25 protein-coding genes and 2 riboswitches are annotated in these 26,608 nt (G+C 45.1%); of the genes, 1 reads left to right on the top strand and 24 read right to left on the bottom strand.

Annotated elements, in window-relative coordinates:
• Window positions 1-42: 42 nt before the first annotated feature.
• The 10 genes from sstT to ACI39P_RS09195 form a co-directional block, all read right to left on the bottom strand.
• On the bottom strand, window positions 43-1,281 hold the full coding sequence (gene sstT / locus ACI39P_RS09240; protein WP_439720380.1) for a serine/threonine transporter SstT: 1,239 nt from the start codon (window positions 1,279-1,281) through the stop codon (window positions 43-45).
• Window positions 1,282-1,381: 100 nt separating this feature from the next.
• Window positions 1,382-2,260 carry an L-serine ammonia-lyase, iron-sulfur-dependent, subunit alpha gene (sdaAA, locus tag ACI39P_RS09235; protein ID WP_439720379.1) on the bottom strand — a complete coding sequence of 293 codons (879 nt, stop codon included), beginning with the start codon at window positions 2,258-2,260 and terminating at the stop codon, window positions 1,382-1,384.
• 18 nt (window positions 2,261-2,278) lie between these two features.
• Window positions 2,279-2,941, bottom strand: coding sequence for an L-serine ammonia-lyase, iron-sulfur-dependent subunit beta (sdaAB, locus tag ACI39P_RS09230; RefSeq protein ID WP_439720378.1), 663 nt, complete (start codon window positions 2,939-2,941; stop codon window positions 2,279-2,281).
• Between the two features lie 598 nt (window positions 2,942-3,539).
• A complete protein-coding gene (groL, locus tag ACI39P_RS09225) occupies window positions 3,540-5,165 on the bottom strand; it encodes a chaperonin GroEL (protein ID WP_439720377.1) in 1,626 nt (541 codons plus the stop codon).
• Between the two features lie 24 nt (window positions 5,166-5,189).
• Window positions 5,190-5,477 (bottom strand): co-chaperone GroES, encoded by a 288-nt coding sequence (locus ACI39P_RS09220; RefSeq protein WP_439720376.1) that lies wholly within the window; start codon window positions 5,475-5,477, stop codon window positions 5,190-5,192.
• 257 nt (window positions 5,478-5,734) lie between these two features.
• Entirely contained in the window at window positions 5,735-6,601 is an 867-nt protein-coding gene (locus ACI39P_RS09215; protein WP_439720375.1) for an FAD-dependent oxidoreductase, read from the bottom strand.
• A gap of 212 nt (window positions 6,602-6,813) precedes the next feature.
• A complete protein-coding gene (gene fusA / locus ACI39P_RS09210; RefSeq protein ID WP_439720373.1) occupies window positions 6,814-8,892 on the bottom strand; it encodes an elongation factor G in 2,079 nt (692 codons plus the stop codon).
• 276 nt (window positions 8,893-9,168) lie between these two features.
• The gene (locus ACI39P_RS09205) at window positions 9,169-9,720 is read right to left on the bottom strand and encodes an N-acetylmuramoyl-L-alanine amidase (protein ID WP_439720372.1); all 552 of its coding nucleotides are present in this window, start codon (window positions 9,718-9,720) and stop codon (window positions 9,169-9,171) included.
• A gap of 69 nt (window positions 9,721-9,789) precedes the next feature.
• Complete coding sequence (locus tag ACI39P_RS09200; RefSeq protein ID WP_439720371.1) at window positions 9,790-10,890, bottom strand: iron-containing alcohol dehydrogenase family protein; 1,101 nt, start codon at window positions 10,888-10,890, stop codon at window positions 9,790-9,792.
• A gap of 20 nt (window positions 10,891-10,910) precedes the next feature.
• A complete protein-coding gene (locus ACI39P_RS09195; RefSeq protein WP_439720370.1) occupies window positions 10,911-11,165 on the bottom strand; it encodes a hypothetical protein in 255 nt (84 codons plus the stop codon).
• A 191-nt stretch (window positions 11,166-11,356) separates the two neighbouring features.
• On the opposite strand from ACI39P_RS09195, the gene ACI39P_RS09190 reads away from it, so the two are divergent.
• Window positions 11,357-12,136: an exonuclease domain-containing protein gene (locus tag ACI39P_RS09190; RefSeq protein ID WP_439720369.1), complete on the top strand. Its 780-nt coding sequence runs from the start codon at window positions 11,357-11,359 to the stop codon at window positions 12,134-12,136.
• Between the two features lie 25 nt (window positions 12,137-12,161).
• Here the strand turns inward: ACI39P_RS09190 and ACI39P_RS09185 are convergent, their stop codons facing one another.
• The 14 genes from ACI39P_RS09185 to ACI39P_RS09120 all read right to left on the bottom strand — a co-directional run bounded on the left by ACI39P_RS09185 (window position 12,162) and on the right by ACI39P_RS09120 (window position 26,095).
• A complete protein-coding gene (locus tag ACI39P_RS09185) occupies window positions 12,162-13,466 on the bottom strand; it encodes an SPFH domain-containing protein (protein ID WP_439720368.1) in 1,305 nt (434 codons plus the stop codon).
• 111 nt (window positions 13,467-13,577) lie between these two features.
• Window positions 13,578-13,883, bottom strand: a complete 306-nt coding sequence (locus tag ACI39P_RS09180) for a hypothetical protein (protein ID WP_439720367.1) — start codon at window positions 13,881-13,883, stop codon at window positions 13,578-13,580.
• Between the two features lie 15 nt (window positions 13,884-13,898).
• Window positions 13,899-14,972 carry an FAD:protein FMN transferase gene (locus ACI39P_RS09175; protein ID WP_439720366.1) on the bottom strand — a complete coding sequence of 358 codons (1,074 nt, stop codon included), beginning with the start codon at window positions 14,970-14,972 and terminating at the stop codon, window positions 13,899-13,901.
• A gap of 173 nt (window positions 14,973-15,145) precedes the next feature.
• Window positions 15,146-17,116, bottom strand: coding sequence for a complex I subunit 5 family protein (locus ACI39P_RS09170; RefSeq protein WP_439720365.1), 1,971 nt, complete (start codon window positions 17,114-17,116; stop codon window positions 15,146-15,148).
• Between the two features lie 16 nt (window positions 17,117-17,132).
• Complete coding sequence (locus ACI39P_RS09165) at window positions 17,133-18,611, bottom strand: complex I subunit 5 family protein (protein WP_439720364.1); 1,479 nt, start codon at window positions 18,609-18,611, stop codon at window positions 17,133-17,135.
• A gap of 19 nt (window positions 18,612-18,630) precedes the next feature.
• Window positions 18,631-20,097: a complex I subunit 5 family protein gene (locus tag ACI39P_RS09160; protein WP_439720363.1), complete on the bottom strand. Its 1,467-nt coding sequence runs from the start codon at window positions 20,095-20,097 to the stop codon at window positions 18,631-18,633.
• 22 nt (window positions 20,098-20,119) lie between these two features.
• Window positions 20,120-21,643: a complex I subunit 5 family protein gene (locus ACI39P_RS09155; protein ID WP_439720362.1), complete on the bottom strand. Its 1,524-nt coding sequence runs from the start codon at window positions 21,641-21,643 to the stop codon at window positions 20,120-20,122.
• 1 nt (window position 21,644) lies between these two features.
• Window positions 21,645-22,019: a sodium:proton antiporter gene (locus ACI39P_RS09150; protein ID WP_439720361.1), complete on the bottom strand. Its 375-nt coding sequence runs from the start codon at window positions 22,017-22,019 to the stop codon at window positions 21,645-21,647.
• Window positions 22,020-22,021: 2 nt separating this feature from the next.
• Window positions 22,022-22,927: a hydrogen gas-evolving membrane-bound hydrogenase subunit E gene (mbhE, locus tag ACI39P_RS09145; protein WP_439720360.1), complete on the bottom strand. Its 906-nt coding sequence runs from the start codon at window positions 22,925-22,927 to the stop codon at window positions 22,022-22,024.
• Window positions 22,928-22,931: 4 nt separating this feature from the next.
• Window positions 22,932-23,195 carry a hydrogenase subunit MbhD domain-containing protein gene (locus ACI39P_RS09140; protein WP_439720359.1) on the bottom strand — a complete coding sequence of 88 codons (264 nt, stop codon included), beginning with the start codon at window positions 23,193-23,195 and terminating at the stop codon, window positions 22,932-22,934.
• The gene (gene mnhG, locus ACI39P_RS09135) at window positions 23,192-23,503 is read right to left on the bottom strand and encodes a monovalent cation/H(+) antiporter subunit G (RefSeq protein WP_439720358.1); all 312 of its coding nucleotides are present in this window, start codon (window positions 23,501-23,503) and stop codon (window positions 23,192-23,194) included. The genes ACI39P_RS09140 and mnhG overlap by 4 nt, the downstream gene beginning before the upstream one ends.
• Window positions 23,494-23,820, bottom strand: a complete 327-nt coding sequence (locus tag ACI39P_RS09130) for a monovalent cation/H+ antiporter complex subunit F (protein ID WP_439720357.1) — start codon at window positions 23,818-23,820, stop codon at window positions 23,494-23,496. The genes mnhG and ACI39P_RS09130 overlap by 10 nt, the downstream gene beginning before the upstream one ends.
• Window positions 23,821-23,824: 4 nt before the next feature.
• On the bottom strand, window positions 23,825-24,289 hold the full coding sequence (locus tag ACI39P_RS09125; protein ID WP_439720356.1) for a Na+/H+ antiporter subunit E: 465 nt from the start codon (window positions 24,287-24,289) through the stop codon (window positions 23,825-23,827).
• Between the two features lie 486 nt (window positions 24,290-24,775).
• Complete coding sequence (locus tag ACI39P_RS09120) at window positions 24,776-26,095, bottom strand: amino acid permease (RefSeq protein WP_439720355.1); 1,320 nt, start codon at window positions 26,093-26,095, stop codon at window positions 24,776-24,778.
• A 104-nt stretch (window positions 26,096-26,199) separates the two neighbouring features.
• Window positions 26,200-26,265, bottom strand: a riboswitch (glycine riboswitch).
• Between the two features lie 3 nt (window positions 26,266-26,268).
• A riboswitch (glycine riboswitch) is annotated at window positions 26,269-26,397 on the bottom strand.
• Window positions 26,398-26,608: the final 211 nt, after the last annotated feature.

Below are 26,608 nucleotides of genomic sequence, written 5' to 3'. Positions count from 1 at the left end.
ACATTTGAAATATATTTGTTGCAAAAATTTTAGATGAGAAAATTATTTCTTTCTCCAAGCATAAATATCTTTGCCTGCAGCTTTCATATCATGGAATTCAGCAGCAGCTGTGAACAGAGCGTCTGTAGAAGAGTTCAGACCTGTTTCACAGGAGTCCTGAATTACACCGATGATAAAACCGATACCTACAACCTGCATTGCTACATCGTTGGGAATACCAAACAGAGAGCAAGCCAGAGGGATCAGCAGCAGGGAACCACCAGCTACACCGGAAGCACCGCAAGCGGAGATTGCTGCTACGAAGGACAGCAGAACTTTCATTGCCAGAGGAACTTCCATACCCAGTGTATTTACGCAAGCCAGAGTCATAACTGTGATTGTGATCGCAGCACCACCCATGTTGATTGTAGCACCCAGAGGGATGGAGATGGAGTAGTTGTCTTCATCCAGACCCAGTTCTTTACACAGAGTCATGTTAACGGGGATGTTAGCAGCGGAGGATCTTGTAAAGAATGCTGTGATGAAGGAATCTTTCAGACATTTCCCAACCAGGGGATAAGGATTCTGTTTGATCTGAGTAAATACAATGATGGGGTTCAGAACCAGAGCTACGAAAGCCATGCAGCCAACCAGAACCGCCAGAACTTTACCATATTCTGTGAAGATGCCCAGACCATTTTCGGATACTGTGGAGAATACCAGACCCAGGATACCGAAAGGAGCGCAGGAGATTACAGATCTAACTGCAAATGTAACTGCTTCGGAGAAATCGTTCAGCGCTTTCTTTGTTGTATCGCTGGCTTTTTTCAGAGCCAGACCAAAGATGACTGCCCAGAACAGAATACCCAGGTAGTTAGCGTTTACCATAGAACCGATGGGGTTGGATACGATGTTGGACAGCAGGTTGGAGAATACTTCCCCAACGGAGCCTGCTGCTGTGTAACCTTCTGTGGAAGCACCGCTGCCCAGAGGCAGTACGATGGGGATGAAGTGGCAAGCCAAAACTGCAACAACAGCAGCTGCGAATGTACCAACCAGATACAGTACAACTACACGACCCATAGTTCTGCCGCCGCCTTCCTGACCGCAAGCCAGAGCTGCCATTACCAGGAAAAATACCAGGATGGGAGCAATTGCTTTCAGAGCGCCTACGAACAGTGTACCCAGAATACCGATTACAGTTAACTGAGGAACAGCCAGACCCAGGATTGCACCAATGATCAGGCCGCAAATGATTCTTTTTACTAAGGAAATGCTATTCCATTTCTGAATAATATTCATTTTTACCTTCTCCTATTAAATTGTAAATTTCTTATGATTGCTGTTTTCTACGGTTTGTACGAAAAAGAAAAATATAGAAAAGTATACCGGTTTGCTTCTCTTAGCAACAACCAAATACTTTTTCGCAAAGTTTTTTGCCTGTAGGTGTGCAGGCCAAGCCGCCTTCTGCTGTTTCTTTCAGTGCGGGAGACATGGTGTCACCAATCTTCTTCATCGCAACGATAACTTCATCCGCAGGGATATGGCTTTCAATGCCTGCCAGAGCCAATTCTGCCGCAACCATGGCATTGCCTACGCCGCCGGCGTTTCTCTTAATGCAGGGAATCTCAACCAGACCTGCAACAGGGTCACATACCAGACCCAAAATATTTTTCAGCGCAATCGCACAGGCATGTTCACACTGTTTGGGTGTGCCGCCGCACAGTTCTACCATTGCCGCTGCCGCCATCGCGCTGGCTGCACCGCATTCGGCCTGACAGCCGCCTGCCGCACCAGCTACGCTGGCATTGGTTGCAATCACAATGCCCACTGCAGATGCCGTGAACAGAGCCATTACCAAGTCTTTATCAGGAATATTTCTTTCTTCCGCCAGGGTCAGCAGAGCAGAAGGAAGAATACCGCAGCTGCCTGCTGTAGGGGATGCTACGATTCTGCCCATGCAGGCATTTGTCTGGGATACTGCAAGGGCTTTCACCATTGCTTTGCCAAAGAAAGGCCCGCAGATATTTCTGCCATTTTTCACTGCTTCATTCATTTTAAAAGCATCGCCGCCTGTCAGGCCGCTGGCAGAACGTTTTACAGGGTCAAGGCCATCCGCAACGGATTCCTTCATTACCTGCAGCGCATGTTCCATAGTTTTAAAAAGTTCTTCTTCGGTTTTTTCAGCGATGGCTGCCTGATCTTTCAGGATGAAAGCGGACAGAGTCATATTTTCTGCCTCTGCTGCTGCAACCAGGTCTGCCAAAGAGTCGTATTTCATTTTTTCCACCTCCCCTTCTTAAATTGCTTTCAGGATCGTAGATGCATGAATATTGGGGCATGCCAAGATCGCTTCGTTGATGGATTCATCAAAGTTTCCGTCAATTTCAATTGTCATAACAGCCGTACCGCCCTTATGGTCTCTGCCCAGAGAGAACCCGTGAACGTTTACGCCTTTATCCGCCAGGATATTTGTTACCACGGCAATCATACCGGGGATATCATCATGGGGGATAACCAATGTATCGGATTTACCGGAGATGGAAACCTCTGTATCATTAATCTTATTGATGATGATGTTGCCGCCGCCGACAGAAGCGCCTTGAATCAAGGCAGTCTTCCCTTTCGCATCCGTTAATGTGATCTCAGCGGTATTGGGATGTGCGCCATCGATGTCCTGTTCAATAAATGTGAAATCCAGGCCTTCTTCTTTTGCAATCTCCATGCTGTTGCGGATACGGGCATCGTCTGTATCCATGCCAAGGATCCCTGCAATGACTGCTTTATCTGTTCCGTGGCCCTTATATGTTTTTGCGAAAGAACCGCTGAAACGAATCACAGCCTTTACGGGTGTTGTACCAAGAACAGAACGGGCATATTTGCCGATACGCACAGCGCCCGCTGTATGTGAACTGGAAGGACCGATCATAATAGGTCCAATGATATCAAATACCTGTAACACAAAAATCCCTCCTTCAATACTTTTTCTTTTTTCGTCGATTTCAAACAGTTTTCAACATTAAAACAAGATTAAACATCGACCTCAACAATTATATATGATGAAATTCTACAAAGTCAATAGAAATCCCAAAAAAAGTTCCTTCTGGAAAGACATTTTTTTCAGTTTTTTTGTCATCGTCCGCTATACAAAGACAAATGTGTCGTTTCTCACAAAAATATGGAAAATCATAGAAATTTTTTGGAATATTGATAAATTGTTTGAATTTTTTGCATAAGAAAAAAACTGTCCCTGGTATTTTTCGCAGAAGAAAAAAACATCTTTTTGCATAAAAAATTCAATCTGGTTTTTCATTTATTGCCCTGCATAAATTTGAATGATAACAAAGCTGTGTTCCGTCAAAGCTCCTTTTAAAATCCTCAAAATGGCAAAACTGTTTCTCGAAGGAGAATGCCACTATTCGCTCCCTTCGGCATGCTCATTCGTTTGCTCCGCAAGCCTTCCCAAACAACAAAAGCTCCATTTGTTTCTACAAATAGAACAAATGGAGCTTTTGTTGTTTGGATTATTGTTTGGAGGCTTTCTCCGCGATATCGCTATATTACATATATCCGCCCATGCCAGGGTCAGCAGGCATTGCGGGAGCATTCTTTGCAGGCAGTTCTGCAACGACTGCTTCTGTTGTCAGGAAAGTAGATGCCACAGAGGTTGCATTCTGCAGAGCGCTTCTTGTAACCTTTGCAGGATCCAAGATGCCTGCTTCTACCATTTCAACATATTCTTCTGTCAGTGCATTGAAGCCCATGCTGTCATCCAGGTCTTTTACTTTATTTACAATGACAGAGCCTTCCAGGCCAGCGTTGGCTACAATCTGACGCAGAGGTGCTTCCAGAGCCTTGATAACGATTTCCGCACCTGTCTTTTCATCGCCCGTCAATTCTGCACAGGCTTTTTTTACTTTATCGATGGCATGAACCAGTGCTGTACCGCCGCCGGCTACGATACCTTCTTCCACTGCTGCTTTTGTTGCTGCCAGGGCATCTTCCATACGCAGTTTCTTTTCTTTCATTTCTGTTTCTGTCGCTGCGCCGACTTTGATAACTGCTACGCCGCCGCACAGTTTTGCCAGTCTTTCCTGATATTTTTCTCTATCAAAATCAGAATCTGTTTCTTCCATGCCTTTTCTGATCTGGGCAATACGAGCTTCGATATCTTCTTTTCTGCCTGCGCCATCAGCAATGATAGTGTTTTCTTTTTCTACACGCACTGTTTTTGCGGAACCCAGCATATCCAGTGTTGCATCCTGCAGGGAAATGCCAATTTCTTCGGAAATGACCTGAGCGCCTGTCAAAGCTGCGATATCTGCCAGCTGTGCTTTTCTTCTTTCACCATAGCCAGGTGCTTTAACAGCCACGCATGTGAATACATTTCTCAGTTTATTCACTACCAGTGTTGCCAAAACTTCGCTTTCAACATCTTCTGCAATCAACAGCAGCTTTTTGCCTGTCTGCATTACCTGTTCCAGAATAGGCAAAATTTCCTGGATATTGGAAATCTTCTTATCTGTAATCAGGATCAGAGGATCTTCCAGAACTGCTACCATCTTATCCATATCTGTAGACATATAAGCGGACAGGTAACCTTTGTCAAACTGCATACCTTCTACCAGTGCCAGTTCTGTTTTCATTGTTTTGGATTCTTCAATGGTGATAACGCCGTCGTTTGTTACTTTTTCCATAGCTTCTGCAATCATTTTGCCGACCTCTTCATCACCAGCAGAGATTGCTGCTACATTGGCGATATGCTTGCTTGTTTTTACAGACTGGCTCATTGCCTTGATTTCTGCTACAGTTGCTTCTGTGGCTTTCTGCATGCCGCGGCGAAGGATGATGGGGTTTGCGCCAGCCGCAATATTTTTCAGGCCTTCTTGGATCATTGCCTGTGCCAGAACTGTAGCTGTTGTGGTACCGTCGCCGGCAACATCATTTGTCTGTGTTGCAACTTCTTTTACCAGCTGTGCACCCATATTTTCATAAGGATCTTCCAATTCAATATCCTTAGCGATTGTTACACCGTCATTTGTGATCAGGGGTGATGTAAATTTTCTGTCCAAAACAACGTTTCTGCCTTTGGGTCCCAATGTTACCTTTACTGTATTTGCCAGTTTGTCTACACCTGCTGCCATTGCGTTTCTGGCATCGGTGCTGTATTTGATTTCTTTTGCCATGATAAAAAACGCCTCCTAAAATTATTATTCTGTAATAATAGCTAAAATATCATTCTGACGCATGATCAGATATTCTTCGCCGTCAAATTTTACTTCCATTGCGCCGTATTTAGAATAGAGTACATGATCGCCTTCTTTTACAACCATTTCTACCTTTGTGTCGCCTACCATACCGCCAGGGCCAACGGCTACTACGATAGCTTCCTGCGGTTTTTCCTTTGCCTGGCTAGTCAGCACGATACCGGATTTTGTGGTCTCCTGTGCTTCTACCTGTTTTAATACGACTTTATCTCCTAATGGTGCAAGTTTCATGTTCAATCTACCTCCTTGATTTCGCTTTTTGCTAGCACTCCTTTCACCCGAGTGCTAATTACAATACATATATTAACATCATATCCAGTTATATTCAAGTACCTTTTTGAAAATTCACATAAAATTCAAATGTAAAAGAAAAATGAACAACTGCATTTTTATTTTTCCCAAAATTCTATACAATTTATCTGATAAATCAAAAGAAAACTGCCAATTTTGCTTCTTTACTGGCAGTTTTCTTTCTATTTTCTATGCAATTATTCCTTTTCCCGTGCTTTTTCATCAATAAAATTAACAGCAGAAAGGGCTGCCACCAGCCCTTCTCCAACCGCTTTGGCGATTTGATAAGGGGCACCGGTGCAGTCACCAGCAGCAAAAACACCCGGCAGATTTGTTGCCATACTGCGGTCTACCAGAATATTTTTTCCATCTGTTTCCAGTCCAAAAAGCAGACTTTCCGGAGGTGTACTGTTCTTTGCAAAAAAGATACCATCACACTCCAGTGTTTCTCCCTCTATTTCTAAAGAAGAAACTTTACCATTTGTCCCCAAAACCGCCTTTGGTCTGCCCTCTTTCACCTGTACCGCTTCTTTCAGATGCAAAACAGGCTGATATAATGGAATATAGGTTACACTTTCGCAGATATCCGCCAGAAAATTGGCCTCTGCCTCGCCTTCCTCATTTTCACCAACGACCACAACCTTTTTATTTCGATAAAGCATGCCATCACAGGTAGCACAATAGCTGACACCCTTACCAAGATAATCCATTTCACCGGATATTCCCCTGCTTTTGCTCAAACCAGTGGCTAAAATCACAGCCTTCGCCTCGATAAACTGATTATCCGCATTAATCATATACCGATCGCCCATAGAAAGGATCTGCTTAATACGGGTTTCTTTGAATTCCACCCCCTGCTTTACTGCATGGGTATAAAACTGATTCAGCATTTCTTCCCCGCTGATATCCGGCAGGCCCAAATAATTATCCACTTTTTCCGCCGCAAACAGCAAAGAGCTATCCAAGCTTCTGCCAAAAACACAAACAGATTTATTCCGCTGGCGGCAGTTCACAGCGGCAGACAGAGCCGCAGGGCCACCGCCAATGATTGCAACATCCAACATAACGATTCCTCCTTTAAGACCTTGAGGGCTCTGCCCTCAATCCACCCGTAAGGGCCTCTTAACCCGATACGCAAAAGCATACGCTTTTGCAATTACAATCAATTTATCCAAAAATAGTATGAATCATCAAAAAAAACTGCGAAAGGTAAAATTTACCTCTCGCAGTCATTATATCATAGAAACCTATGATTGTCTGTTGCAGATGCCACAGATTATTTATCTTTTTCAGCTGCACGAGCTTCGATGATACGTTTCTGCACATCCATAGGAGCTTCTTCGTATCTTTCAAAGCGATGTCTGTATTCCCCACGGCTCTGGGTCATAGAACGCAGATCTGTAGCATATTTGTGCATTTCCGCTGTAGGAACTTCTGCAACGATGCATTTCTTCATGCCAACTGCATCCATGCTCAGGATGCGGCCGCGGCGTTTTGTGATATCGCCCATGATATCGCCCATGTATTTATCAGGAATCAGCACTTCAACATGTTCGATGGGTTCCAAGATAACAGGGTTTGCCTGAGGGATACCTTCCTTGAAAGCAACAGATGTTGCCATCTTGAATGCCATTTCAGAGGAGTCAACGGGATGGTAGGAACCATCTGTCAGTGTTGCTTTCAGGCCTACTACAGGGTAGCCAGCCAAAACACCGCTCTGTACACATTCCTGCAAGCCTTTTTCAACCGCAGGGAAGTACTGCTTGGGAACGGAACCGCCGAAGATCTTTTCTTCAAAAATATACGGTGTTGTTGTATCATAGCTGGGTTCAAATTCCATTACAACATCACCAAATTGACCATGACCGCCGGACTGTTTTTTGTATCTGCCGCGAACGGAGGCTTTGCCTTTGATGGTTTCTCTGTAAGGAATAATGGGATCTTTCAGTTCAACCTCAATCTTATATTTATTTTTCAGTTTCTGTACCATAACATCCAGCTGCTGTTCGCCAACGCCATAAACCAGTGTCTGTTTTGTTTCAGCGTTAACTTCCATTTTGATCGTAGGATCTTCTTCTCTGATCTTCGACAAAGCTGCGGACAGTTTATCTTCATCCCCCTTGCCTTTAGGCTGGATTGCCATGCACAGAACAGAACCGGGCAGTGCGATCTTAGGAATGATGATGTTGGCATCTTTCAGGGACAGGGTATCCTGTGTGGATGTATTGGACAGTTTTGCCAATGCGCCAATATCGCCAGAGTGAAGTTCATCCACTTCGATCTGCTCTTTGCCTCGTACTACATACAAACGGCCAACTTTTTCAACAGTATCCTTTTCTTCATTATAAACGCTCATGGTTGTATCCAGTTTCCCTGTCATCACACGGAACAGGTTCAGGCGGCCAATGTAAGGGTCAGCAATGGTTTTGAATACATAAGCGGAGAATCTTTCGTCATCGGTGGAGCAGAATACAACATCCTTGCCATCATGGAAAGCATGGAAGTTTGCTCTTGCTTCGATAGCAGGAGGAGTGAAACGAACGATAGTGTTCATCAGCAGTTTAACACCATAGCCCAATGTAGCAGAACCGCACATAACAGGCGCAATGCTGTGGTTGGAGATACCTGCCAGCAGACCATCGTAAATTTCTTCTTCTGTCAGTTCTTCATCGTTGAAGAATTTTTCCATCAGTTCTTCGCTGCTTTCTGCCGCTACTTCAACCAGCATGGAACGCAGAACTTCTACCTGATCCTTCTTTTCTTCAGGCATTTCGCATTTCTGCAGCTTGCCGTTTACTTTCTTTCTTGCGTCTCTCTTAATCAGATTGATAAAACCAATAAAGTTGCCGTTTTCATCATCGAAGGGAATCTGCAGAGGCGCAACAGCTTTCCCGAAGTCTTTTCTCAGTTCAGCCAATGTTTTTTCAAAGTCTGCATTTTCATCATCCATCTGGTTGATGAAGATGATTCTGGGCAGGTGCATTTCTTCACAGTATTCCCATGCTTTTTCTGTACCAACTTCAACGCCGGATTTGGCGGAAACCATAATCAGGCCTGTATCCGCTACGTTCATTGCCAGTTTTACTTCCGCTGCGAAGTCGAAATAACCGGGTGTATCCAGGAAGTTGATCTTTGTATCCTGCCATTCAACAGGAATTACGGATGTATTGATAGACACCTTACGGCGGATTTCTTCTGCTTCATAGTCAGATACAGTGTTTCCTTCTTCCACTTTACCGAAACGTTTTGTTGCACCGGAGTAATACAGTGCTGCTTCGGAGTAAGTTGTTTTACCAGAACCACTGTGTCCCAAAAGAACTACGTTTCTAACTCTGTTTGCTGCATAATTTTTCATAGTTTGTTTCCCTCCCTAAAATATAATTTAACGGAGCCTGTCCGTCAGGGGCTTATTTATGTATACAGTATATTGAGAATACACAATCTGTACTTTTAATTTTATTCGACCATTATTCGAAATTTCCTGCAAAAATTTTCAAATATTTTTAGTTTCGGAAATTCTGCTAAATCTATTTCCCTTTTCTCATTGGATTTTTGTATAAAATAAAATTAACTCTTTCCCATTTTTCTAATAATAAAAAAATGGCGCGATGTTTTCGCGCCTGTGCAAGCTTTATGTTGTTTCCGGTTCCACAAAAGGAATCCCAAAATATTCCGCCAAGGATTTGCTGAGCGCCCGTGCAATGGGCTGGATATTTTGTTTGATCCAGTTGGCATCCTGATAATTATCGTGATAAGCTACTTCCACCAGAGCAGAAGGCGCATTGGTCCGCCGCAGTTCCCGCAGGGTTGTTGTAGGCATAACCTGTACCTTGCTGGGGTCTGGATAAATCTGCCGCATTTGTTCTGCAATCAACTCTGCCATTTCTCTGCCATAGGGGCTGGTGCTGTAATAATAAACCACCGGTCCCTGTCTGGTGCCGGCAATGGATTCCGGAGAGGCATTGGAATGGATGGCAAGGTGGAAATCTACATTATTTGCATTGGAATCGGCAATGGCTTCGCCGAGGGTCATTTCCGGCTCATTCCGCAGAAATTCGATGCCGGATGCGGTCAGATAGGGCTCCATAGCATCTGTGATCAAGTTCATGATCTCCTCCTCTGAACCGCCATTGATAAAGGGATTATATTCCTGTAAGGATGGACTTAAATATACTCTGGGCATGGGCATTTCTCCCCTTTTTCCCTCAATATATGAAAAAAGACCGGAAAGTTGCCTTTCCAGTCTTTTCACTTATTTCATCAAGGATTTTTTGTACATATTATAAACATCCTCCCTTGTCAATGGATAAGGAAAGGTTGCGATTTTCCCGGGCTGTTCCATAAAACGATCTGTATAATAGTTAATATCCTCTTCCGTATAGGCTGCTTCATGATCAAGCACATCATCCAAAAATGCGCCTAATTCCTTGGTGTCTTTGAATCCCAAGCATTCCAGCAGCTTTGCCACATGTACATCTCCCGCGGGAAACTGTTCCACATAGGCTTGGGTCAGCACGCCATTGGCCATACCATGGGGCAATCCCTTTTCATAAGTCAGGAAATATCCCATACCATGGGGCAGAGAAGTCATCGTCTGGGCAATCGCCGCACCGCCTAAGGCAGACATCAGCATCAGCTTATCTCTTGTTTCCGCAGGATAGTTTCTGGCTTTCAAATCAGGAATGCACTCCTTAAAAATTGACAGACCCATTTCCACGATCTTTCTGCTGACATAGTTTGCCTTAGCGGAAAGATAGCTTTCAATGAGATGGGTCAGGGCATCCACAGCCGTATTATTTGTTGTTTTCGCAGGCAGCGTATCCATATATTTCGGGTCAAGATAGGATACTGTTGCGAAAATATGAGCTGCGATACTGGATTTCGTTCGCTTTGCGTGGAGGGTTACAATCGCATACTGGGTCACTTCAGAACCTGTCCCCGCCGTGGTAGGCACGGCCACAATAGGCAATGCTTTGCTGTTGGCATCCCAAAGGGCATCCGTTCCTCTTTCCGGTTGTGCCGCCATCACAGCAATGGCTTTCGATGCATCCATGGGAGAGCCGCCGCCGATGCCAATGAAAAATTCGACTTTTTCCTGAACAGCAAGAGCCGCCGCTTTTTCCACTGTCTCCACATCAGGGTTTTCGCCGATCTCATCGAACAGAATCCACTGGATCCCCAGACTGTCCAAAGCATCTGTGATATCCTTCTGGGCGCCATTCTTCTTGGCAGAAGTCCGCCCTGTTACGACCATTGCCTTTTTCCCCAGCTTCGCCATTGCATCCTTATGGGCAGCAATACACCCCCGCCCAAAATACGCATCCGCAGGCATAAAAAACCGAAATTGCTCCATCTTAGTTTCCTCCTCTCCAATCAACAAAGAAAATCATACCAATCCCACTCTGTTTCCATGATGGATTCCAGTGTTTCCTCCGCCGGCTCTTCCGCCAGTTCAAATTCAATCTCAAATTCATGGTAGCGTTCTCCTTCAATGGTAGCAACGCCAGTGATAATGTAATGCTTTCCTTCGCCCGTCACAAATTCCCCTTCCATCAGAAGGTCGTCCTCCTCCAGATAGATTTTATTCAGTTCTTGCTTGATCTGTTCTTCTGTAAACGTCAGTTTCATGTCTTTATCACCCACTTTCGCATTTCTTCTTGCCTATCATTTTATCATTCCCCCCTCGGATGCACAAGAGGGACTTCCTCTGCCAAAGCTTTTGCACCGCTTTTCCCTTTACGCACCGGATACATACAAGTTTCCCTTCCTTTCCCTTGTAAAACATGATACACTATGAAACAGAACAGGAGGTACGCAAAATGAATTATATCGTACTGGACTTGGAATTCAACCAGTCCTTTCCCTTCAAAACAGGAAAAAAAGTAGAACCCAACCCCGAATGTCCCTTTGAAATCATCCAAATCGGCGCCGTGAAGCTAAATGAAAATTTCCAACAGCTGGGCACCTTCAACTACATGATCCGCCCCCAAATCTACCCGCGGCTGCATCCTTTTGTGGAAAAAATCACAGGCATCCACCCGGAACAACTGGCGGACAAGCCCACCTTTGCCGAAGCTTATCAGGCATTTTTGGCCTTCATCGGAAAAGAACCTGCCATCCTTTGCACTTGGGGCGGGGATGATATCAAATCCCTTTACCGCAATATCTACTTCTACAATCTGGATGGAGAAGCCATGACAGATCAGTTTTTGAATATTCAACCCTTCGCGGCGGAATATCTGCACCATGAAGAAGGAAAAGCCATCGGGCTGAAAAATGCCGTGACAGAATTGGGCATTCCTGAGGAAGAAAATTTTCATGATGCCCTCAATGATGCAGTCTATACCGCAAAAATCTTCGCCATCACCCATCCCCAAAAGATCAGACCAGAGACCTTTCAACCGCTGACTATGCTGGCGAAAAAACCAAAACGCCTGCGGACAAATACGAAATCTCTTTTTCTGTATGTAGAAGAAAAATTAAACCGAGAGCTTTCAGAAGAGGAAAAAGGTCTTGTCAAACTGGCTTATATGCTGGGCAGGAATCATACCTTTGATTCTGCCCCTGCCATAAAGAAAAAGTCATCCACACCGAAATGAGTGGATGACTTTTTTCTTCTCCGTCTTATTTTCTGTCTTCATCACCAAAAGGATCGCCGCATTCCGGGCAGAAACGGGGCGGCTTTGTGGGGTCTTCCGGCTCCCATCCGCATTTATCGCATTTGTACTGGGGTACGCCTGTGGGCTTTGGTTTCCCGCACTGGGGGCAGAATTTGCCTTTATTCTGAGAACCACATTCACAGATCCAGCAGTTTTCCGCAGGCTTGCTGCCGCCGCATTCTGTACAAAAATTCCCTGTATTTCCTGCTTTGCCGCAGGCACAGTTCCAGCCTTGCATAGGCTGTGGGGGCTGTTGCTGCTGAGCCGCCATTTGGAACAACTGACCTGCATTCATGCCGCCCGCCTGATTCGCCAGATTCATACCAGCAAAGGCCATCATAGGCCCTGCATTATTATTTGCCGCCGCTGCCTGCATAGCTTCCGCCTGTGCATTCACCAGATGCGCCACCGCCATGGAAGGATTGCGAAGGGCGGCATTTCTCTGCAATTCTTTGATCATGGCTTCGTCTTCCTCAGAAGCCTTCACGCTGTTCACACCGATGGATGTGATTTCAATTCCATATCTGCCGCCCCACTTTTCCGCTAAAACCTCATTCAGTGCCTGGGAAAGTTCCATCGCATGGCCAGGCAACGCACTGTAGCGGATACCCATAGCGGAAATTTTGCCAAAGGCAGGCTGCAAAGCTGTCAGCATTTCACTTTTCAGCTGAGAATCAATGCGGTCTCTGGTATATGTATCCTCCACATTGCCACAAATATTTTTATAGAACAAAACCGGGTCTGTCATTCGATACGCATATTCCCCATGGCATCGAATGGAAATATCAATATCCAGACCAATATTCGCATCTACCACACGAAACGGTACGGGGTTGGATGTGCCGTATTTGTTACCCAAAATTTCTTTCGTATTGAAAAAATATACCCTCTGGTCTCCGGCAGTATCGCCGCCAAACCCCACACGCTTACCAAACTGTTGGAAGCTTTCTTTGATGCTTTCCTTCAGGTCACCATAAAAAATGCTGGGCTCTGCAGAAGTATCATAAAGAAATTCCCCCGCTTCCGCGCAAACCTCTACCACCTTTCCCTGCTCCACAATCATCATGCATTGTCCCTCATTGACTGCAATGATGGAACCGTTGGAAATAATATTTTCACTCTTTTTCGCATTCAAGCCTCTTTTGGATTGGCGCTGTTCCCCCTTCTGCACCAAAACATCCGCCTCCATGGAGGGACAATAGAAATACTCTCTCCATGTATCCGCCAGCACCCCTTGGGCTGCGCCGATGCCTACCTTCAAAATACCCATAACCTTACCTCCTTACAGCGAAAAAACAGATACCCTTCCGTTTTTCCGCAATATATGACAAAAGGGCATCAAAAAATCTAATTTTCCTTGAATACCCTTTCTTTTTCTCGTTTATTCCCCTTCGGTTTCTTTTTCGGCATGCTCCGTCAAGCAGTCTTCCTCATCGAAATCTTCCCACTCGTCAAAATCTTTATCAAAATCCTTTTCTCTTGACGCTTCAATGCTTTTCACTGTCACTGCCACCGCAGAGAGAAAAAAGCCTGCCCCTGCGCCAAAGGCTGCCGCATTTTTATATTTTTCAGGCACAACCATGCCTGCCAGTGCCCCCAAGGAGCCCGCGCAAATGCCCATTAGCCCCATATCTTTCCAATCACATTCAAATGTTACTGTGTTCAAAAAATCTCTGCATTTCCCCATATCAAGTTCCTCCTTTTATCTTTCTGCCAGCCGATAAGTAAAATCATTATCTTTTCCTTCAAATGTAAAGCTGTCTTTCAACCCTTCTGTGGCTACAACTTCTCCGTCTTCTGTCACAAAAATTGCTTCAAAATCATTTTGGCTCTTCCAATAGGACAGTGCATCCTCCAGCCCCATCACGAACAACGCCGTAGAAAGTGCATCAGCTTTCGTACCGCTCTCACAAACAATCGTCACAGAAAGCAGACCGCTTTCTGCAGGCCAGCCTGTGGCAGGGTCGATAATATGATGATACCGCTTGCCGTCTTCTTCAAAATATCTCTGATAACCGCCGGAAGTGATGATACAGGTATCTGTCGCCTCCAACAGGCCTACATAATCATTTTCATCTATGGGATTTTGCACAGCTGTTTTCCAGGGGTTACCGTCAGGCTTGCTGCCAATGGCACAGATATTGCCACCCAAAGATAACAATGCCGATTCTACGCCTTTTTCTTTCAGTAAATCCTTCACCCGATCGGAAGCATATCCTTTGGCAACACCGCCCAAATCTATTGCCATGCCCTCTTTTTCCAGATATGCTGTAGAATCCTCCTCATTCAGGATCAAACCGTCCAAATTTGTCAAAGGAAGCAATCTGTCAATCGTTTCCTGCGAGGGTACACTATGTTCTTCTTCTGTAAATCCCCATGCTTTTACCACTGGGTAAATCGCAATATCAAACGCATTTCCTGTTTTCTCGCCCAACTCTTCCCCTGTCTTTAACAAAGCCAGTGTATCCGCTGATACATGAACCGGTTTGTCTCCCGCATTCTCATTGATCTGTCTTACTTCGCTGTCATCCAATGTTACAGAAAATAAATTTTCTAATCTTCTAATTTCCTGTTCCGCATCAATCAGCAATTCTTCTCCATCCTCATGGATAATGGTAAATGTCATCACCGTATCCATAGCGAAAGAAGTCGCTTCATATCTATTTTCCTGCTGACTGTTTTCCAGTGCAGCCTGTGCCTGTTCCCTCTGCGCAGCGCAGCCGCTGAAAAGAAAACACCCAGCTAGGCCAAATGAGATCCATTTTTTAAAATTCATATTCCCTGCTCCTTTTTTTGCAGAATACTCTATATTGATTTTACCTTGTGGAAATGCGGCTGTCAATCACAGAGTTTCCGCAGACAGAAAATCCATCGCTGTTTTTTGCTTCCTTTCTTCCCTCTAACGCAAAAGCCCCCGCTCTTTGGGAGCAGGGGCAAAAATCTTATGCCTTATGCAAGAATAATATAGATAACCGCGATTGTCAAACCAATGCCGATCAGCAGCAGGCTGGTCGCGAAGCCTTCCCGGTACATTTCGTGGTCTGCTTCATAATCCGTATAAGCAGAGAAATATTTATCTTCCGGAGGAACCACACGGCCATTGTCATCATTGAAGATCAGCATACGCAATATGGAGATAAAACCGTCCAGCAGGTTGCCTGCGATACGGGCGAAGAAACCGCCGATATAGGGCAGAACAATCAGCAGCAGAGGACGATAGATCTTCTCTTCGATATTGCACCATGCAGGCCAGCAATCCACATAAACCAAATTGCCGTTTTCGTCCTTTCTCATCAGCACCTTGCGGATGAACAGGAAGTAAACGATAACGCCAACACAGATGGAAATGACTGCACCTTTCAGGTTCACCCATGCGAAATAATGGATGGCATGGTCAGGTGTATGGGCATTCATGAAATGCGCGCCCATAGCCGCCAGAACATCCTGTGTCTGATGCGGCAAGCAGCCCAAAACGGGCAGCAGGATCGCGATTGCCGCCAAAATGACAGCCATCATTTTGCTCATATAAGGGCCTTTTCTCACAGACTGAGGCACGCCATAGGGGTTATCCTCAATAAAGATACATACAAAAATCTTTGTCATATATGCCAATGTCAGCCCGCCAGAGAACAGGAATAATGCTTCCGCGCAATGCATGAATGTTGTGGACTGCCCTGCTTCCGCCAGAAGCTCGATATATTCCACCATGCTTTCGTGAATCAATGTCTTGGAAATATATCCGTTCCACAGAGGGATACCGCCGATCCCCAAAATAGGCATCAGGAAGATAAATTTCAGCAGAGGTTTCTCTTTCCCATATCCACGTATCTTGTTCAGGTTCAGTTCTCTCAGGTTCATGAAAATCACCCCTGCGCCGATAAACAGCAGCAGCTTGAACAGCGAGTGATTCAGGAAATGCAGAAAAGTACCGCTGGCCGCCAGGGCGTTATGTTCGCCCAGCAAGCCCTGCATCCCGATGGCAATGATGATAAAGCCAATCTGAGACATGGAGGAGCAAGCCAGTGTTCTCTTCAGATTTACGGAGAATACCGCCAGAACTGCCCCCATGACCATGGTAATGATGCCCAGAATCAAAATAAAGTTTCCCCAAACTGCATCGTGCAGGAACAGCTTGCAGCTTACGATAATCGTGCCGAATACACCGGTTTTTGTCAGCAGGCAGGAAAGCAGCGCGCTGGAAGGCGCAGGTGCCACGGTGTAGGCATTGGGCAGCCAAATATGCAGCGGGAACAGACCGGCCTTTGCAGCAAAGCCAAACAGGATCAAGACGCCGATGGCATAGAAATCTGCAGGATTTTCCTGAGCCTGCATGAAGGCTGTCAACTCGCTCATATTCAATGTGCCGGCTTTCTGATACATCATAAACAGACCCATCAGCGTTACCAGACCGCCGATAACTGCCACCGCCAGATAGGTTTTCGCCGCACGCACTGTAAATTCTTCTTCATCGTGCATAACCAATACAAAGGAGGTGAAGGACATGATTTCGAAGAAGATAAATGTTGTAAACAGATCAGCAGAAAGGAAAATACCCATGGTCGCACCCAATGTCAGGAATACGAAGAAATAATAGCGATTCCTGTTCCGTTCTGCTGCCATATATTCCTTGGAAAACAGTGTTGTGATCAGCCAAATGGAAGAAGTCAGCACTGCCAGGATGGTTCCAAATCCATCTGCGGCAAAGCTCATACCCAATCCGCAGAAGCCGGAGATTTCATAAACGGTTTCCTTACCAATGAGCATCAGGCTGGCAACGAAAATCACCGCGGAGAGAATCCATGTCCAAAGGTCTCTTGCGCCCTTATTGCTGCGGCCGATGAGATAGCTTATCACTGCGCCCAGAAAAGGAAAGAACACCAAAAACGGTAATATGATACTTGTTGTTGCAATAGGTTCCATTCTTTCTCCCCTCCTTTTACAGTACGCCCAAGATAGCGTCATTCATAATACCCAGCAGTGTGTCGGGCATCAGACCCATGATAATAGAAACGATAGCCAAAATCACCAAAGGCACTGTCATGTATTTATTCGGGTCAGATACATGATGGTAATAATCCGCAGGATATTCCTTTTCTCTGGGGAAATATGCCCGGATGATGATGGAGAAAATATACAATGCCGTCAAGAGTGCAGACAAAATCAACGCAACAACACCAATATAGGTTACAGGATTGCCGCTGGAAACTGCTGCCGTTGCCAACGCCCATTTACTATGGAAACCGGCAAAGGGAGGCACCCCTACCAGCCCCAGGCCTGTGATCGCCATGGTGGCAAAGGTAATGGGCATCAGCCTGCCAAAGCCTTCCACCTCGTAGAGGTATTCCCGATGGGTCTTATACAGGATCGCGCCAGCAGTAAAGAACAGCGTGATTTTGATAACAGCATGGTAAACCATATGCAGCATACCTGCCGCCAAGCCTGCCGGTGTCATCACGGCAATGCCAAAGATGATATAGGACAGATTGGAAACGGTAGAGTATGCAAATCTTCTTTTGATGTGAGGGGTTCTCAGGGCTACTGTAGAACCGAACACGATGGTGATGGCAGCGGCAATCAGCATCACATACTGTGCCCATGTGCCTGCCAAAAATTCCGTACCAAAGGCAAAATATGTCAGACGGATGATGGCAAAAATACCGGATTTTACGACTGCTACCGCGTGCAGCAATGCTGTAACGGGTGTAGGCGCAACGGATGCCTTCGGCAGCCAGCGGTAAAAAGGAAATACCGCAGCTTTTACGCCAAAGCCGAAGAATGCCAGCACGAATACAAAGCGAAGCATATCCTCATGTCCTGCCACCAATGCAGGATCCAGCACACCGCCATAGAGGAAATCCGTCGTTGTGCCATAGCTCAGAATGAATACGAAGCCGATGAATGCCAAAGATGCACCGAACATCATATAAAGTATGTACATTTTCCCGGCATGGCGCGCCTTATTGTCAAACTGATGCATAACCAGAGGCAATGTGGCCAGTGTCAGGAATTCATAGAACAAATACATAGTCAGGAAGTTGGCAGCAAAAGCGATACCAACAACGACGCCAAATGTCATAATAAAGAATGCGAAGAATCTGTCCTCATGGCCTTCATGGGTCATATATTCAAAGGCATAAATGGTAGTGACGATCCACAAAAGGGAAACCATCGTACCAAACACCTTGGACATGCCATCTATCTGCAGCGCCAGAGACAGTTTATCGCTGAATCGGAAAAGCGTGAACATGCCTGGTTCTGTGCCGTAAATCGCATATAGAGCGAAAATCGCATTCAATACAACGATAGGCAGCACAACTCTTTCACGGGCTTTTCTGTCACTAAATTTTACCGGCAGCAGGCAAGCACCTGCAATGATCGGAAAGATCACCGGTAACAATGTCGCAAATGCGTTCATAATGTTTCCTCCCTTTCCCTTAGAAAATCATTCCGCTGATACTGCTGATGATATCCATCAAAGGCAGCGGCAGGATACCAAAGCCAACCACTGCAATACTCAGCAATACCAGAGGTACCGTCATCAAGCAATTTGGTTCTTTTTTCTGCAAAGAAGCATAGTTGAAGTCCTTGCCGGGGAAGAATGCGTTTACCACAATGCTCATCAGGTAGCCTGCTGTCAGCAATGCGCTGACCATCAGCACTGCTACGCCGACGATGCCCAAAACGCCTGCTTCCGGCAGCAAACCGCCCTGTGCCAGATACCACTTGCTGACAAAACCGCTGGTAGGAGGAATCCCGATCAGGGACAATGCTGCCAAGGCAAATGTCCACATAACGATAGGCATTTCCTTTCCAATTCCCTTCAGTTCATAAACGAAGGTTTTATGGGTTTTGTAGATGATAGCACCGGCGCAAAGGAACAGGATGTTCTTTGCAACAGCATGGAAAACTACCTGCAGCAGTGCACCCATGAAACCTGCGGGGCACATCAGCATCAGCCCAAACACAACGTAGGAAACGTTGGAAACGGTGGAATAGGCTAATCTTCTTTTCAACAGTTTTTCTTTATAAGCCAGCATGGAGCCCATGAAGATAGTGATGATGGACAACACCAGCAGTGCGGTCTGTGCCCAGGTTCCCCGAAGGAAATCCACGCCGAACAGATAATATGTCACACGGATGATAGCGATAACGCCGCCCTTTGTGATGATACCGGAAAGGACTGCAGATGCAGGGGAAGGTGCTACCGGGTGGGCCGTGGGCAGCCAAGCATGCAGGGGGAACATACCCGCCTTACAGCCAAAGCCCAGAGCCATCAGGAAGAACACGATCAGCATCAGGTTTTCATTCCCTGCCACCAACGCCATATTCAGCGTACCGCCGGCAGCGAAAGTGGTTGTTTCGCAATAGGTGTTCAGGAAGAAGAAACCCATCAGCCCCAAGCCTGCACCAAAGAAAGAGTAACCCAGATATTTCAGACCGGCACGGACTGCTTCCGGTGTACCCGTATGAATAACCATTGGAGCTGTCAGAATTGTCATAAATTCATAGGACAGATACAATGTCATCATATTTTCGGAAAAACACAGGCTCATCAATGCCCCCAAGGAAAAGGTGTAAAACATGAAAAACCGTTCCGGTTTATGCTCATGCTTCATATATTCCATGGAAAATACTGCTACGATCAGCCAGATCGTACTGATCAGGCATGCAAAGAATTTTGCCAGCCCGTCCGTATGATACGCAAGGGAAAGACGATCTGTAATCTGCCACAAAAGGAAGGAATGATCTCCCATGCACAGATACCACACCAGACCTGCTTCAACAGCCATTGCGATAAAAACTAAAGTATTGCGCTGCTTTTCTTCCTTCTGGAAGCCAATGATGAGACCAAAGATAAAAGGTAAAATCATTGGGAGCAGCAAAAGTACAGTTCCGCTCATTTTTTCTCACCTCATTCTCTCATCACAATGTCATCTGGATCAATTCGATGCCTAATTTCATTACATCGATAATGGGACGGTAACCGATCCCCAATACCAGATTGACTACGATAAACAATACCATCGCCAGAGCGAATGTAGGAGAAACCTGAGCTTTTTTGGTTGTCTCTTCTCCTTCTTCTTTCGGACGAGTCCAAATAGCAATAACAGAAGGCAGGAAATACATGGCGTTCAGAATCATGGAGATTGCCAGAGCCGCCAAAACCAGTATCAGCCGCAGACCCGTCATTTCCACAGCCGCAATTGCAAAATACAGCTTGGAAATAAAGCCTGCAAACAAAGGCACACCAATCATAGACAGGGTGCCCACCGTAAATGCAATACCCGCCAAAAGATTTCTGTGAGCCGCACCTTTTAGGTTTTCCAGCTGTTCCTTGCCGCCGGCATCTTCAATAAACGCACCACAGCATACGAACAGCATAGATTTTGTAACTGCATGGGCAAATACATGGAAACATGCTGCCAGCATACCGGCTACAGAACCCAGGCCAATGCCCATGAAGATATAACCAATCTGTGCCACAGAGGAATAAGCCAGCATACGCTTCATACGGCTTTCCTTTACGGCATAAACAGACCCCATGACCATGCCAAGGACACCCAAAACGAACATAACGTCCGCAATCTTCAAATCTACCAGTGTCTGTATTGTAAATACTTCAAAGGTCAGTTTGATTGCCAAAATGATATATGCTTTCAAAACCAGACCAGACAGGATCCCACTGGAAGTTGTCATCGTAGAACCGTAAGCGGTAGGCAGTGCGGAATGGAACGGGAACAACGCGCTCTTGATACCAAGACCAACAAACATCAGGCTGACTACAATCATCAGGGCAAAATGATATTCCCCGGTTGCCATCAGCGCCGCAACCCCTTCTTTGATCTGGGGGAATAACAGCTGCCCTGTGATACCATACAGGATACATACCCCCAACAAAAACAGACCGGAACCCATACAGCCAAATACCAAGTAATGGGTGGTACCTACAATTGCCTGTTTTGTTCCTTTCGCCAAGATCAGCGTACAGGATGCGATCGTTAAAATCTCAATAAAAACATAGCCTGTGAAGATATCGTTTGTATAGGTCATCGCCAACATTGCACCAAAGGTAGCATTCAGCATAATGAAGTAGAAATTCTGTTTTTCCGGAACAATTTCTTTAAAAATGATATCGCTGCCGCCCGTAATCGTCAGGAACATAACTACGCTAACCAATACTGCCAGCAGTGCTTCCAGTGGGCCAACACGCAGTTCATTGCCCCAAGGCGCAGGGAAATGCCCCATCATAAAGGTAAATGCTTCCCCATTTTGGGTAACATTGACCAGGAGGACTACAGACAAAGCCCCCACCAGCAGCACCATGAACCCGTGCAGACGGCGGGCAGTACGTCCGTTTTTAATCAATGGTGTGATAATACCGCAGAACATCGCAAAAAAGATGCTGAAGAAAGGTATATTATGTACTAAATTCAAATGATGCTCCATATTATTCCCCTTCCTCCTCTCTCATCATACGCAGGATCTCGTCCATGTTCAGAGAGCCATAATGCTTATATAATCTCAGAACCAAAGCGAGAGAGAACGCAGTTACACTTACGGATACTACGATACCTGTCAGAACCAGACCGGCCGGAATGGGATTGACATAGTAATCCGCATCAATGATGCCATTTGTCAGGATCGGCGCAACTCTGCCTGAAACATAGCCCTTGGATGCCAGAAAAAGGTAGGTGGCCGTATCCATGATATTCAAACCAATGAATTTTTTAATCAGATTGTTTTGCAGAAGCAGATTCATGAATCCAATGCCAAAGAGGATAACCGAAGCTGCTTCATAATAATTTGTCAACAGATGACTCATAATCAGACTTCTCCTTTTGTAAATAACGCATAGAATCCATACATTGTACAAGCAACGACCAAACCAACACAAATATTCAGAGGCAGGATAAAGCCGGAGCTCAAGATTGCGCCGGGGGTACCCTTCGGGATTTCCCAGCCAACATGGTTTGCACCTGTAAAGAAGGAATAGCTCTTACAGCCGCAATAGGTCAGCAGACACGCAACGCTGATCTTTGTCAGTGTTTTAATCGTAAAGAATGTCTGCATTTTTTTCTGCCCGTTTGCCGCAGAATACAGAATCAGGCCGGCACCAATGATGGAACCGCCGGAAAAACCGCCGCCGGGAGACAGATGACCATTCAATACCACATAAATCCCATACAGGATTACAACGGGAGCCAGGCATTTTGCGCCTTTTTTCAAAATCAGCTTGGAATCCTGAGAGTCAAATACTTCATCCTCCGCCATTTCCTGATCTTCTGCCGCGCTGATATTTTTCTTATCTCTTTGCAGCAGCATCAACACAGCGATCACTGCCATGAATAATACATTGGATTCCCCAAAGGTATCGAATGCACGATAGTCCAAAATCATACCAGCTACAAAGTTGATGGCGCCGGTTTCTTCAATCCCCTGCTCCAGATATCTCTGTGCCACTTCATTGTTTGTAACACTGCTGGGGTCGCCAAACATAGACAGATCAATGACTACCCGCAGCATAACCACAATAAATACCACTGTGATTGCAACGCACAGAATGCGATACAGCGTGGAATTGGAACGCAGCCGTTCCATGGAAACTGTCTTTTCGAAAGACACTCTTTCTTTTCTTTCTCTGGTGGAAATATACTTATCCGCATCAATGAGAATTTCATCGCCATCGATCCAGCCTTTCAATTTTTCCCAGAAAGATTTATTTTCGCTCATTCCATTATCCCTCCCTTGTGCCTTTCAGTGCATGTACTTTCTTCAGCGTCAGGAAGAAAAGTACTGTATCAATACCTGCACCAACGGCTGCTTCTGTGATCGCCAAGTCAGGAGATTCCAGGAAAAGCCAAACAATCGCCATAACAGAACTGTAACCCATAAAAACTATAACGGCCATGAAAAGATTCCTTGTTACAGATACCCCAATGGCACTGGCAATCAAAAATACGACCAGAATCATCTGGATCAGAATGCTAAACTCACTCATCTGTCCTTCATCCTTTCTTCACAATCTTTATTGGTCAAAAGTTCTACCTTTGCGATCATGTGCGTCGCAATAGGGCTGGACAGCCAGAAGAACAGAATGATCAGAACATATTTTGCCATATGGAAAATATCCTGCCCTAAAATCAAAAGACCTAATACTACAAAAAAGATACCCATGGTATCGCCCAAAGCCGCCGCATGCATTCGATTCATCACATATTTGAAGCGATATACACCCAAAACGGAGCAAAGGAACACGAACAGCCCGATGATGATACAGACTGCTGCAACGATTTCTCTTACTGACATTCTTCCTTCGCCTCCTTTTCTTTTCTGCTCAGGAACTGCAGACGTCCTTTATGATGCAGTGTAACCACATGACACATGATCACAACTGCCAGGAAACTCAGAAGAGCATAAACCAAAGATACGTCTACCAATGCTGTTTCACCCAGATAAGCGGAAAGGATACCGATCGTTGTCGTTGTCATGGTACCAATCATATTGATTGCCACAATACGGTCTGTGTAACGAGGACCCTTTACCGCGCGGATAAATGCCAGGATCATGCCGCAGGCCAGCACAAACATGGCAATCTCTAAAATAAAGCGCATCGTATCACTCATACTCTTATCCCTCCAACTTTCTAAGCTGTTTTACAAAAACGGACTCATCCAGCCCTTCCCCGAATTTATCCTTATCCAGTGCCTGAACAGCGTAATCGCCATTTTCCAGCTGCACTGTATAGGTACCCGGTGTCAGTGTGATAGAGTTTGCCAGCGCAACCTGAGAGGATTCGCTCTTCAGATCTGTATGAAAATGAACGATCGCCGGTTCGATTTCCTTTTTATTGGGAGAAAGCACAATCTTGATTACATCAACATTTGCCTTGAAAATCTCCCAGATCAAAACGATCGCATATTTCAGATAGAGCGGCAGTTTTTTCGCCAACCTCAGCTCTCTCTGAAAGCTATAGTCCATATATTTGCAAATGAACCAATACAGCCAGCCACAGATCACAACACCAAAGAGGAACACTTCCAGTGTTACTCTGCCGTTGAAGATTATCCACAGCAGTAATAATAATAAATACATTGAACCACCCTTCCCGTGCAAGCATTTATTTCCCATCAGCTTTTATGAGAATGCCATCCATGTGCATAAATTCAAGACCGCAGATATCAAATATTCTTGGTTTTTGTCAAAAATTTACACTGTATGAGGTATTTTCCATATAGCTAACATAATATATTATCAATGAATATCATAAAATTGTCAAGACTAGTAGTGCTTTCTAACGATTTATTTCCTAACATTTTCTTAACGTTTCAATTTTCTTTGTGCAATTAATGCAATCTACTTCTTGAAAAAAGAGAATTTTATGTGATATCATACAAAATTCTAGCCATTTTCTTTTATACAAAAAGAAGAATTTCTATCTTCCATCCCGTTTTTCCAACGATTTCCCATTGACAGTACCTTCTATGACAAGAAAAGGCGTACCATAAGGTACGCCTTTTCAGGGAAATATATATAAAGCAAACGTTTCTATCACTGTAATGCAATATATTTTTTATTCAATTATTTCTTCTTAGCGAAGATTGCACGTACAGGCAGACCGATCAATACCAGAATGATACCGCCAACAGCGATCATTGTGGAAGATTTGCCAGCCATGAACAGCTGATTCAGCAGAACATACGCACCAGATACGATAGCGATGATAGGAATTACAGGGTATGCAGGTACTTTATATGTACGTTCTACATCAGGAGCCTGTTTTCTATAAACCATAACTGCTGCAAATGTCAGTGTGTAGAATACCCAGCCTACGAATGTACCCAAGTTTGTCAGCAGGTCGAACTGACCTGTCAGCGCATAGATAGCACCCAGGATACCGATCAGGAAGATACAGTTAACAGGAACGCCTGTGCCGGAGATTTTGGACAGAGCTTTGCTGCCGGGCAGGTCGCCTTGTTCTGCCATGTACAGAGCTGTACGAGAACCGGACAGAATAAAGCCGTTACATGCACCACCAGCGGAGATCATGATACCAACAGATACCAGCTTACCGCCCATATCGCCAAAGATTTCCATAGCTACTGCAGATGCGGGAGATTCCAGATTCATCATAACATCAGCAGGCAGTACCCACAGGTAAGCCAGGTTAACGATGATGTAAACAGCCATGATCAGTGCTACACCACCAACGATAGCTTTAGGCAGGTCTTTACCAGGGTCTTTCATTTCACCAGCGATAGCACCTACGTTTGTCCAGCCTTCGAAAGCGAACAGTACGGCGATCATCAGCTGACCAAGAACGGAACCATAGCTCAGGCCATCAGCCAGCATAGGATCGAAGATGGGGTTACCATTCCCTCTGATGAAACCGAAAATCATAATCAGTACCAGGGGAACCAATTTTGCTACTGTAAAAATGTTCTGAGCTGCGCCGCCAACTTTGGAACCCATGCAGTTCAGAATAACCATAATAACAATACAAGCGATCGCTACAGGAACTACCATGCCGTCGCCCAAGAACAGTTTTGCCTGGTTTGCAACAGCTACGCCCAGAGCAGCTACCAGACCGGGATAGAATACTACTGTCTGCATCCAACCGCACAGGTAACCAACTTTGTCACCGAATACTCTTTTCAGGTATACGGGCATACCGCCTGTTTCAGGCATCAGGATTGCAATTTCCGCAAATGTCATAGCTGCGCACAGGCACATCAGGGATGTGATAATCCATGCAACAATTGCCAGACCAGGTGCACCGCCTGTAGCTGTGTACATAGCTGTGGGTTTGAAGAATACACCGGAACCGATTACACAACCTACTACGGTTGTCATGGCTGTGAATACGCCCAGTTCCTTCTTCATTTCTGTGTTGTTACTCATTTTCCTTCCTCCTTTTTAACATTTTTACCAAAAAACGCCAACCGTTAGATATAAAAAAAGAATATACAGTAAATACCAATTTTATACTGGTCTGCCTGTATATCCTCTGTATTTCTACCTGAAAGCATTACTTCTACGGCGGCTTTGGCAAAACCAAGCACTTTCCAGAGTTCCATCCGCAAAAGGTATTTGTACCTGAAAGTTTCTTCAGAAAACGGCTCTTTTTCTGAATTGCTTCATCGGTTTTCCCTGCATCTGTACAAGATTTGTACAAAACGAAAGAAATCTCCCTTTCACTTCTTCTGGCTTTATGCACTTTGTGGTTAGATTATAGCGCGGCGATAAAATGTTGTCAATATATTTCGGTAAATTTTTTTATCGTGGCATTATAAAATTTCATTATGTCTGATATAACAGGAAAAGGCCGGAATCTTCCTGCTTTCTGGAGCTTCTACAAAAGCATTTTCTTCTTTTTCCTCTGTGTTTTTATTGCTTCCATTTTGCCAAAACGAA

Origin of the sequence: Anaerotignum sp., from assembly GCF_051877975.1 — a bacterium.
Classification (GTDB): domain Bacteria; phylum Bacillota; class Clostridia; order Lachnospirales; family Anaerotignaceae; genus Anaerotignum_A.
The sequence above is the reverse complement of the archived record's forward strand: the minus strand, read 5'-3'. Positions and strand labels throughout refer to the sequence as shown.

Excerpts from the sequence above, each read along its gene's own strand:
- ACI39P_RS09220 (WP_439720376.1), bottom strand. The coding sequence starts at position 5,477 with ATGAAACTTGCACCATTAGGAGATAAAGTCGTATTAAAACAGGTAGAA.
- sdaAA (WP_439720379.1), bottom strand. The coding sequence starts at position 2,260 with ATGAAATACGACTCTTTGGCAGACCTGGTTGCAGCAGCAGAGGCAGAA.
- ACI39P_RS09195 (WP_439720370.1), bottom strand. The coding sequence starts at position 11,165 with ATGAAACTGACGTTTACAGAAGAACAGATCAAGCAAGAACTGAATAAA.
- ACI39P_RS09190 (WP_439720369.1), top strand. The coding sequence starts at position 11,357 with ATGAATTATATCGTACTGGACTTGGAATTCAACCAGTCCTTTCCCTTC.
- mbhE (WP_439720360.1), bottom strand. The coding sequence starts at position 22,927 with ATGAGCGAAAATAAATCTTTCTGGGAAAAATTGAAAGGCTGGATCGAT.
- ACI39P_RS09170 (WP_439720365.1), bottom strand. The coding sequence starts at position 17,116 with ATGGAACCTATTGCAACAACAAGTATCATATTACCGTTTTTGGTGTTC.
- ACI39P_RS09160 (WP_439720363.1), bottom strand. The coding sequence starts at position 20,097 with ATGAGCGGAACTGTACTTTTGCTGCTCCCAATGATTTTACCTTTTATC.
- ACI39P_RS09205 (WP_439720372.1), bottom strand. The coding sequence starts at position 9,720 with ATGCCCAGAGTATATTTAAGTCCATCCTTACAGGAATATAATCCCTTT.
- sstT (WP_439720380.1), bottom strand. The coding sequence starts at position 1,281 with ATGAATATTATTCAGAAATGGAATAGCATTTCCTTAGTAAAAAGAATC.
- ACI39P_RS09140 (WP_439720359.1), bottom strand. The coding sequence starts at position 23,195 with ATGAGTGAGTTTAGCATTCTGATCCAGATGATTCTGGTCGTATTTTTG.
- ACI39P_RS09175 (WP_439720366.1), bottom strand. The coding sequence starts at position 14,972 with ATGAATTTTAAAAAATGGATCTCATTTGGCCTAGCTGGGTGTTTTCTT.
- groL (WP_439720377.1), bottom strand. The coding sequence starts at position 5,165 with ATGGCAAAAGAAATCAAATACAGCACCGATGCCAGAAACGCAATGGCA.
- ACI39P_RS09200 (WP_439720371.1), bottom strand. The coding sequence starts at position 10,890 with ATGGAGCAATTTCGGTTTTTTATGCCTGCGGATGCGTATTTTGGGCGG.
- ACI39P_RS09130 (WP_439720357.1), bottom strand. The coding sequence starts at position 23,820 with ATGAGTGATACGATGCGCTTTATTTTAGAGATTGCCATGTTTGTGCTG.
- ACI39P_RS09165 (WP_439720364.1), bottom strand. The coding sequence starts at position 18,611 with ATGAACGCATTTGCGACATTGTTACCGGTGATCTTTCCGATCATTGCA.
- ACI39P_RS09120 (WP_439720355.1), bottom strand. The coding sequence starts at position 26,095 with ATGAGTAACAACACAGAAATGAAGAAGGAACTGGGCGTATTCACAGCC.
- ACI39P_RS09185 (WP_439720368.1), bottom strand. The coding sequence starts at position 13,466 with ATGGGTATTTTGAAGGTAGGCATCGGCGCAGCCCAAGGGGTGCTGGCG.
- ACI39P_RS09150 (WP_439720361.1), bottom strand. The coding sequence starts at position 22,019 with ATGAGTCATCTGTTGACAAATTATTATGAAGCAGCTTCGGTTATCCTC.
- ACI39P_RS09125 (WP_439720356.1), bottom strand. The coding sequence starts at position 24,289 with ATGTATTTATTATTATTACTGCTGTGGATAATCTTCAACGGCAGAGTA.
- ACI39P_RS09215 (WP_439720375.1), bottom strand. The coding sequence starts at position 6,601 with ATGTTGGATGTTGCAATCATTGGCGGTGGCCCTGCGGCTCTGTCTGCC.
- mnhG (WP_439720358.1), bottom strand. The coding sequence starts at position 23,503 with ATGTCAGTAAGAGAAATCGTTGCAGCAGTCTGTATCATCATCGGGCTG.
- fusA (WP_439720373.1), bottom strand. The coding sequence starts at position 8,892 with ATGAAAAATTATGCAGCAAACAGAGTTAGAAACGTAGTTCTTTTGGGA.
- ACI39P_RS09155 (WP_439720362.1), bottom strand. The coding sequence starts at position 21,643 with ATGGAGCATCATTTGAATTTAGTACATAATATACCTTTCTTCAGCATC.
- ACI39P_RS09180 (WP_439720367.1), bottom strand. The coding sequence starts at position 13,883 with ATGGGGAAATGCAGAGATTTTTTGAACACAGTAACATTTGAATGTGAT.